The sequence below is a fragment of the Lysinibacillus sp. fls2-241-R2A-57 genome (assembly GCF_030209535.1).
GTDB lineage: Bacteria > Bacillota > Bacilli > Bacillales_A > Planococcaceae > Lysinibacillus.
This window is the reverse complement of the sequence record NZ_JARVRU010000157.1, coordinates 1-9,249: the sequence shown is the minus strand read 5'-3', so window position 1 is coordinate 9,249 and position 9,249 is coordinate 1. Positions and strand designations below refer to the sequence as shown.

The 9,249-nt window shown below is 38.5% G+C and carries 7 protein-coding genes; 5 read left to right on the top strand and 2 right to left on the bottom strand.

What is annotated here, in order from left to right; all coding sequences use genetic code 11:
- Positions 1-89 precede the first annotated feature (89 nt).
- Both QRN68_RS21320 and QRN68_RS21315 read left to right on the top strand, forming a co-directional pair.
- On the top strand, positions 90-776 hold the full coding sequence (locus QRN68_RS21320) for an ABC transporter ATP-binding protein (protein WP_285399035.1): 687 nt from the start codon (positions 90-92) through the stop codon (positions 774-776).
- A gap of 1 nt (position 777) precedes the next feature.
- The gene (locus QRN68_RS21315) at positions 778-2,094 is read left to right on the top strand and encodes an ABC transporter permease (RefSeq protein WP_285399034.1); all 1,317 of its coding nucleotides are present in this window, start codon (positions 778-780) and stop codon (positions 2,092-2,094) included.
- Between the two features lie 463 nt (positions 2,095-2,557).
- On the opposite strand, the gene QRN68_RS21310 is transcribed toward QRN68_RS21315, so the two are convergent.
- Positions 2,558-3,718 (bottom strand): class I SAM-dependent methyltransferase, encoded by a 1,161-nt coding sequence (locus QRN68_RS21310; RefSeq protein WP_285399032.1) that lies wholly within the window; start codon positions 3,716-3,718, stop codon positions 2,558-2,560.
- Positions 3,719-3,896: 178 nt separating this feature from the next.
- On the opposite strand from QRN68_RS21310, the gene putP reads away from it, so the two are divergent.
- The 3 genes from putP to QRN68_RS21295 all read left to right on the top strand — a co-directional run bounded on the left by putP (position 3,897) and on the right by QRN68_RS21295 (position 8,702).
- The gene (gene putP, locus QRN68_RS21305) at positions 3,897-5,384 is read left to right on the top strand and encodes a sodium/proline symporter PutP (RefSeq protein WP_285399031.1); all 1,488 of its coding nucleotides are present in this window, start codon (positions 3,897-3,899) and stop codon (positions 5,382-5,384) included.
- 133 nt (positions 5,385-5,517) lie between these two features.
- Positions 5,518-6,804: a GTPase HflX gene (gene hflX, locus QRN68_RS21300; RefSeq protein ID WP_285399030.1), complete on the top strand. Its 1,287-nt coding sequence runs from the start codon at positions 5,518-5,520 to the stop codon at positions 6,802-6,804.
- A gap of 410 nt (positions 6,805-7,214) precedes the next feature.
- Complete coding sequence (locus QRN68_RS21295) at positions 7,215-8,702, top strand: peptide MFS transporter (protein WP_285399028.1); 1,488 nt, start codon at positions 7,215-7,217, stop codon at positions 8,700-8,702.
- Here QRN68_RS21295 and QRN68_RS21290 read toward each other — a convergent pair.
- Positions 8,676-9,146, bottom strand: a complete 471-nt coding sequence (locus QRN68_RS21290; protein WP_285399027.1) for a hypothetical protein — start codon at positions 9,144-9,146, stop codon at positions 8,676-8,678. The two genes, QRN68_RS21295 and QRN68_RS21290, sit on opposite strands and share 27 nt — an antisense overlap.
- Positions 9,147-9,249: the final 103 nt, after the last annotated feature.

Sequence of the window (9,249 nt, the reverse complement as noted above, 5' to 3'; positions counted from 1 at the left end):
GTCAGCAACAAAGCGCCCAGTCGGAACGGAAATCAACCACACGTTTTGGTGATGAATCTAAAGAATGAAGAAGGGGCGTTTATTTGAAAATGATTCAAGTCGAGAATTTACAACATACATTTTTAATCGGAAAAAAGGGCAAGGAAAAACAGGTTCCAGTATTAAAAGGTGTCAACTTTGAGGTGAAAAAAGGAGAGATTGTCGCAATTGTTGGCAAAAGTGGCTCTGGAAAATCAACCTTATTACAAACTTTGGCTGGTTTTATGAAATCTGAACAAGGGTCTATTAAGGTAAACGGAAAAGAAACAGCTAAACTCACGGAAACAGAGAGTGCCGCTTTTCGCTTGCAACAGTTTGGATTTATCTTTCAAAACTTTCAACTGATGCCTGGCTTAACAGCGTTTGAAAATATTGAACTACCTTTAAAATTACAAGGTACTAAAAAAGCTGCGCGTAAAGAAAAGGTAGAGAGATTAATGGACAAGGTTGGTCTAACGGAAGTGGCAGACCATTATCCAAATGAATTATCTGGTGGTCAGCAGCAGCGTGTAAGTATTGCGAGAGCCCTGATTACAAATCCACCTGTCTTGTTGGCGGATGAGCCGACAGGAAGTCTTGATTCGGAAACGGAGCAAGATATATTGTTACTTATTCAAAGTTTAAACCGTGAGCTTGGTTTAACATTTGTCATCATTACTCACGACGAGGAAGTAGCGACTATAGCACATCGACGTTTCCGCATGTACGATGGTGAGCTTGTAAAGGAGGAAGCATAACATGTTATTTAAAGATCAATTAGATTTTGTTACACAGCATATAAAGAAAAATAAACTACGTGTTTTTATGACAGTGCTAGCGGCAACAATGGGCTGTGCATTTTTAATTGTCCTCGCCTCAGTCGGATTTGGGCTTCAGGATTCATTACGCAATGAAATATTATCGAATGAAAAAGTTACGAAAATTCAAGTGTTTGGCGATAAACAATTTACAGATGATCAAATACATGAAATAAAAGATATAGAGCATGTGGAAACTGTGCTCGAAACGATTACTGTCAATGCATCTGCTCACTCATTTTTTGAGGGACGTGATACGAATTCTGAAGTATTCGTTGCTAATATGAAAGATTTTGAGCAAGTAAATGGCAAGCTTGCAGAAGGAAAGTATCCATCAAAGCCAAATGAAATCATTGTAGGTTATCATTTTGCTCAAACGTTAGTAAATGATGCCGAACGTAATATTATTGAAGAGAAAAATAAAAAAGCTGAAGCAGAAGGCACGTATTATGATGGAAGTGAGGAAGGTTATAAGGACTCATTAATTGGCAAAGAGATTGAATTGTCATTAGTACCTCATGATAATGCGACAAAAGAGATGGCGAAAATGAAATATACGATTGTCGGTGTCATGAAGAAGCCTTCTTATGATTGGATGATCAATAACTCAATTTATATGGACGCAGAGCAAAAGCCGGTGCTAGCTGCAAATTTAGTAGCTGGTGATGTTAAAGAGGATGAAATGTTTAATTCTGAGTTTAATATTTTTGCTGATAGTATGGAAAATGTAAAGCCAATATTAGACAAGCTAAAAGACAAAGGTTATAGCGTATACTCGGTTACTGAAGAATTGGATCAAATGAATGTATTTTTCCTAGTATTAAAAATTGGTTTAATATTTGTAGGAACAATTGCAGTATTAATCGCATCAATTGGTATTTTCAATACAATGACAATGGCAGTTACAGAGCGTACTCGTGAAATTGGTGTTTTAAAGGCGATCGGAGCAAGTCCAAAGCTTATTAAGCGATTATTCTTAATGGAAAGTACATTCATCGGTATTGTGGGTACTTTGTTAGCTGTAGTAATTTCATATGTTATTAGCTTTGTGGCCAATGCTGCATTGCCTTTAATTTTAGAAGCAGCAACAGGTGAAGATGCATTTAGTAGAAATGAAATTACATTTTCTCTTATTCCTTGGCAGCTTGTTATCATTGCATCAGCAATTAGTATCGGTGTAGCGATGATTTCAGGCTATCGCCCAGCACGCAAAGCCACAAAAATTGACGTTATTCAAGCTTTAAGACAAGAACTATAATAATGAAAAGGCGATCCAAATGTATTTGGACCGCCTTTTTGATAGAGCAAATTCAGAAATACCCGCGCGTCGCCATGAAATACCCGCGAAAGGAGGGCAAATACCCGCGCGTCCATGAAATACCCGCGGGAGGAGGGCGAATACCCGCGCGTCATCATGAAATACCCGCGGAAGGAGGGTAAATACCCGCGCGTCCCCATGAAATACTCGCGGAAGGAGCGTGAATACCCGCGCGTCCATGAAATACTCGCGGAAGGAGGGCAAATACCCGCGCGTCCCCATGAAATACCCGCGGAAGGAGAGCGAATACCCGCGCGTCGCCATGAAATACCCGCGAAAGGAGGGCAAATACCCGCGCGTCCATGAAATACCCGCGGAAGGAGGGTAAATACCCGCGCGTCCCCATGAAATACTCGCGGAAGGAGCGTGAATACCCGCGCGTCCCCATAAATACCGCGATATTTTACAAATAAGCCTTTAACTCATTTGCTAAAAACGGCTTGGCATTTAGCAATTTTAAAAACGCATCATAGTTAGCACGCTGTTCGGAACTTGGCTTTTTACCGGTCTTATATGCTCGAATTAGAATGTTTTTCGGTGTATTTTCCATATCGATGAACTCCAGCAATTGGGCCTCGTAGCCAACGAGTGATAAAATTTCTGCTCGGATTGAGTCGGTTGCGAGTGCTGCGAAACGTTCTCGTACAAGACCGTGCTGAAGCATGATATCAAGTGACGGTGTGTGAAGCTGGCGATTTAGCTCGTGCTGGCAACAAGGAACACTTAAAATTACGCTCGCTCCCCATTTTACAGCGCGGGCTAATGCCATATCTGTGGCAACATCACAGGCGTGAAGCGTCACCACCATGTCCACAGCTGACTCATCGTTATAATCATTAATATCTCCTACTAGAAATTCGAGTTGCTCATAGCCTAAATCTTGTGCAATTTGTGAGCATTCTTCAATGACTTCTTTCTTTAAATCTAAACCAGTGACACGAATATCTAAGCCTTTTTCAATTTTTAAATAATGGTATAGGGCGAACGTTAAATAGGATTTGCCTGAACCAAAATCTAAAATACGAACCTGACGATCCTTTGGCAAATATGTTAATGCATCATCAATAAATTCGATGAAGCGGTTAATTTGTTTAAATTTATCGTATTTTTGTTTTTTTATTTTGCCTTCTTCTGTTTGCACCCCAAGACGAATTAAAAAAGGATACGGCTTATCCTCTGCCAGTAAATAGTTTTTCTTGCGATTATGCGCTAAATCTACTTGCTTTGGAGTCGAAGATTTATCAGATTTCCATAGTACTTTGTTCTTTTTTGATAACTGAACTTGTACTTTTTCATCCATAAAATCAACATGTGCTTGACGGAAATCGTTAAAAAATGCTTCTAGCTTAGCGGGGAATTTTTCTAATAAAATGTTTTCGTGTTTTAAAATACGTTCAAATTGGTATTCAATTTGTATATGGTAAACATCCTTTAGCAATAAAGGCTTTAGTTTGATGCGTTTTACTTCGTTTGATTTCAAACGGGGTTGACTGATTGTAGCAGTAACGAGCTGCTGTTGTAATATTCGCTCCATAAGCTGAGCTTTCATTTCTTCAAATGACATATATTTCGCCTTCTTTACCGTTTAATAGATGGCACTAGTTTAACACATTTTTCATAGTACAATGTTACTTTACAATGTGGAATTAGTTTTCTGAATGATTATAGGTTAATTTGTATATTTGTGGTATTTTTATTAAAGAGTTCTTAAAGAAAATTAACAGGGAAAGAGGGGGAGCAATATGTCGGCAAACATGTATCAATTACTTGCGATTATTATTTATATGGTTGCTATGTTAGGAATCGGTTGGTATGCATTTGTTAGAACATCGAATTTAACGGATTACATGCTTGGTGGGCGTTCACTAGGGCCTGCTGTCACGGCGCTGAGCGCAGGTGCAGCAGATATGTCTGGCTGGCTGTTAATGGGTTTACCAGGTGCAATCTATTTATCTGGAATTGTGGAGGCCTGGATTGCCATTGGTTTAACAATCGGAGCGTATTTGAATTGGCTATTGGTAGCACCAAGACTACGTGTATATACACAAGTTTCTAATGACTCAATTACTATTCCGAGTTATTTAGATAATCGTTTACGTGACAACACAAAGTTAATAAGAATTGCGTCAGGTATTATTATTTTAATATTTTTTACATTTTATGTATCCTCAGGGATGGTTGCAGGAGGCAAATTTTTTGATAGTTCATTTGGCTATGAATACCATACTGGCTTATTAATTGTATCTGCAGTTGTTGTGGCATACACATTGTTTGGTGGGTTTTTAGCGGTTAGTTATACAGACTTTTTACAAGGTCTCATTATGTTTTTAGCGCTTATTACTGTACCGCTATTTGGATTGTCTTTAACAGGTGGAATTGGAGACACTATTGCATCTATTAAAGCTGTAAAACCTGAACATCTGAGCTTATTACCTACGACTGCAACTGCAGCATTAATTATTTCTTCAGTTGCATGGGGACTAGGTTATTTTGGACAACCACATATTATCGTGCGCTTTATGGCAATTAGTTCAGTAAAAGAAACAAAGCAAGCGCGTCGTATCGGTATTGGTTGGATGATGTTAAGTTTATTCGGAGCGATTGCAACAGCTTTGGTAGGTGTGGCTTATTATGAGCAAAATGCAGGTGAGTTAAAGGACGCTGAGACAGTATTTATTGTACTTGGCCAAATCTTATTCCATCCATTTATTGCAGGAATCATGCTAGCTGCCATTTTAGCTGCTGTTATGAGTACAATTTCATCGCAATTAATTGTTACTTCATCAGCGCTTGTAGAAGACATTTACAAAGCTTTGTTTAATAAAACGGCAGACGATAAGCATTATGTCTTTGTTGGCCGTGTCGCTGTGTTAGTTGTAGCTATTATCGCAGCGATTTTAGCATGGAATCCAGACAGTTCTGTTTTGAGCTTAGTGGGCTTTGCTTGGGCTGGCTTTGGTGCAGCATTCGGTCCAATTATACTGCTGTCCCTATATTGGAGAAAATTAACGAATTACGGGGCCCTCAGTGGAATGGTTGCAGGTGCCGCAACAGCCTTTATTTGGGGGAAAATAAAGTTCTTATCTGAGACATTGTATGAGATTGTTCCAGGCTTCTTAGTATGCTTACTCGTGGCGGTTGTTGTCAGCATTTTGACGTATAAACCGAATAAAGATATTGAAGATGAATTCAATCGTACTGTAGTTTTACTAAAAGAAGAACGGAAGTAAATGAATGAAGTGCGCCTTTTGCAAAGAAGGCGCATTTTTTCGAAACATGTTAAACGACACGAATTAGGGCATTATATGGTAAGATGGAGAAAATTTGTCGTAGTAGTGTCAGGGCATTGGGGGAGGTTCGTGGATGGATAGAATTAAGGAAGTAGATATTTTATTGGAAAAGGCTATTTTAGTTGGCGTAAATTTACGGAATGATGAGCATTTTGATTATTCAATGGAGGAGCTTAAAAATTTAGCTGAGGCTTTAAATGTAGAAGTTGTCGGCATAGTCACACAAAATTTAGAGCGCATTACGCCTTCTCATTATGTTGGTACTGGTAAAATTGAAGAAATAAAAAACTTTTATGATGAAGCACAAGCAAATTTAGTAATTTTTAATGATGAATTATCACCTTCACAAATCCGCAATTTAGAGCGTGATTTAGAGACGAAGGTTATTGATAGAACGATGTTGATTTTAGATATTTTTGGACGTCGCGCTAAAACACGTGAAGCACAGATGCAAGTTGAATTAGCACAATTGCAATATATGCTACCGCGTTTAGTCGGCTTACATGCGTCTCTCAGCCGTCAAGGTGGTGGCACAGGAGGCGGATTTAAAAACCGTGGTGCTGGTGAGACAAAGCTAGAGCTAGACCGTCGAAAAATTGAGGATCAGATTTCGAAAATAAAGAAGGAGCTAGAACATGTAAAGGAGCAACGAGAGACGCAGCGTAAACAACGACGCAAAAATGCTGTCCCTGTCGTTTCGATTGTTGGCTATACGAATGCTGGTAAGTCAACCATTATGAATCAGTTACTTACGAAAATAGGGCAGGAAGATCATAAACAAGTGTTTGAAAAGGATATGCTTTTTGCCACACTTGAAACATCTGTCCGTCAAATAGAATTGAACGATAATAAGACATTCTTATTAACAGATACAGTTGGCTTCGTTAGCAAATTACCACATCATTTAGTGAAAGCATTCCGCTCAACATTGGAAGAAGCTCGCGATGCCGACTTATTGCTACATGTTGTAGATGTTTCAAATGCTGAGCATGGCTTTATGATGGAAGTAACAAATGAAACGCTTAAAGCAGTTGGTGTTGAGGGAATTCCGACAATTTATGTTTATAATAAAGCGGATATAGCAAACGTTCCATACCCTGTTGTCAGCGGTGATAATATTTGGATTTCAGCGAAGCAAGCGATTGGATTAGAGGAATTACTCCAAATGATCCGTCAGCATATTTTCTCGGATTATGTAACATGTAAAATGCTCATTCCGTATGAACAAGGAAATATCGTATCTTATTTAAATGAATATGCATCTGTCTATGAAACAGCGTATGAAGAAAATGGTACGCTGTTAACACTAGAGGTAAAAGAAGCGGATTATGCGAAATATCAGCAATATGTAATTAAATAATCAATGACGTTTAAAAGTATGCAAGAAGCACTTCACTTCTTGCATATTTTTTTTTGAAAAAAGCATAATGAAGATAGCAGATTTATATCGCATTACATGAAATTTAGGTTAATCCTAGCTTGTTCGTTAAAAGAAAAAATAATCTGATTATAAAATATTTTAGAATAATTTTTTGTTAATTTGTAATTTAGGTGGTTTCGAAAAGTGAGGGAACTTAGGGATATCAAGGGTTTTGATATAAAAGCAGAAAAAATATTCTTAATTTATAGAAAAATGATAAATTTCCAACATTTTTTAAAACTCTTGAAAAAGTTTTTAAAACGCTTTAGTATGATGAAACATAGTTATTTATCCTTATTAATGGGTAATAATATTTTTATTGAATAATGAAATTGGGAGAGGGTATTTTTATGTCTACTAAAGATGAAATTGTTAAATCCGTCCCTCAAAATGGCTTTGTCGGACACCCTAAAGGGCTCTTTACATTATTTTTCACAGAATTTTGGGAACGATTCTCATACTACGGTATGCGAGCAATTCTGATTTTCTTTATGTACTATGAATTGAATGAAGGCGGTCTAGGTCTAGATCGTGGAACAGCGAACTCCATTATGGCCATCTACGGCTCACTTGTCTATATGTCTGGGATAATTGGTGGCTGGATTGCCGATCGACTGTTAGGTACACGTAGAACTATTTTTTATGGTGGCGTGTTTATTATGATTGGTCATTTACTGCTAGCATTACCTGGCGGTGTGGGCATGTTATTTGCTTCAATGGCCTTTATTGTTATCGGGACAGGCTTATTAAAACCGAACGTTTCTAGCGTTGTTGGAGATATTTATGCTGAAGCTGATAATCGTCGTGATGCAGGTTTTTCAATTTTCTATATGGGTATTAACATGGGGGCATTCATTGCACCATTTATTGTCGGAACAATTGGACAAAAGTATAGTTTCCACCTTGGCTTCGGTGTAGCAGGGTTAGGGATGTTAATTGGTTTAATTGTTTATAAATTAACAGAGAAAAAATATCTAGGCGTAGCAGGCTTACAAGTAAATAATCCATTAAAGCCTGAAGAGCGTAAAAAAGTCTTTACACAGTTTGGAATTGCGGCCTTACTTATCATCATAGCAGGTGGTATTGGCATTAAAACTGGTGTATTGACAGTGGATGTTTTTAGTTTAATCATTACGGCTCTTGGGGTTATCATTCCAACAGTGTTCTTTTTTGTCATGTATCGTAGTGAAAAAACAACAAAAGATGAGAAGTCTCGTCTACTTGCATATATTCCGTTGTTTTTATCAGCAGTGATGTTTTGGGCAATCCAGGAGCAAGGCGCTACAATTTTAGCTACGTATGCTGATTCACGTACGCAGTTGAATATTGGTGGCTTCCAGCTTCAATCTTCATGGTTCCAATCATTAAACCCGTTATTCGTCATTACGATGGCGCCGTTATTTGCAACGTTATGGTTAAAATTGGGTGATAAACAACCATCTACACCACGTAAATTTGCATTTGCGTTATTCTTCGCAGGATTATCATTCTTAGTTATGATGATTCCAGCATATTTATCAGGTGGAGAAACATTGGTAAGTCCTTGGTGGTTAGTACTGTCATTCTTCTTAGTTGTAATTGGGGAGCTATTATTATCTCCAGTAGGATTGTCAGCTACTACAAAATTGGCTCCAAAGGCTTTTGCTGCACAAACAATGTCACTTTGGTTTTTAACAAGTGCCGCAGCGCAAGCTATTAACGCACAACTTGTTAAGGTTTATGAAGCGGTAAGTGAATTCACGTACTTTGGCTTCTTAGGTTTCTTATCTATTGTTTTAGGGATTATAATATTAATACTTTCGCCGATTATTTCAAAAGCAATGCGAGGTATTAACTAATAAAAAGATGTGAGTACAGTTATTAAAATAGCTGTACTTGCATCTTTTTTGTATTATGGGGCATAAAAAATTAGAAGAGCTGAAGTGATGGAAAGAACCATTAGAGCGAAGGATAGAAGAAGCCGAACGACGGATGAAGAGCCAAAACGACGGAAAGCCAACGAAGTGACGGAAAGAAGAGCTGAAGTGACGGATAGAACCAATGGAGCGACGGAAAGAAGAGGCTAAGCGACGGATAGATCCATTGAGCGACGGAAAGAAGAACTGGCGACGGATAGGACTACCGAATCGACGGAAAGAAGAGGTTAAGTGACGGATAGAATCAAGGAATCGACGGAAAGAAGAGGCTGAGCGACGGATAGCCAACGAGGCGACGGAAAGAAGAGTCAGAACGACGGAAAGAACCAATGGATCGACGGAAAGAACCATTAAATAGAGCATCATAAAGCATCACGTCCTTTAAAATGCCCTCGTGACCAACATATTGTTGCAGCCGCTCCGCTTTCGCCGCTCCGCTTTCGCCGCTCCGCTTTCGCCGCTCCGCTTT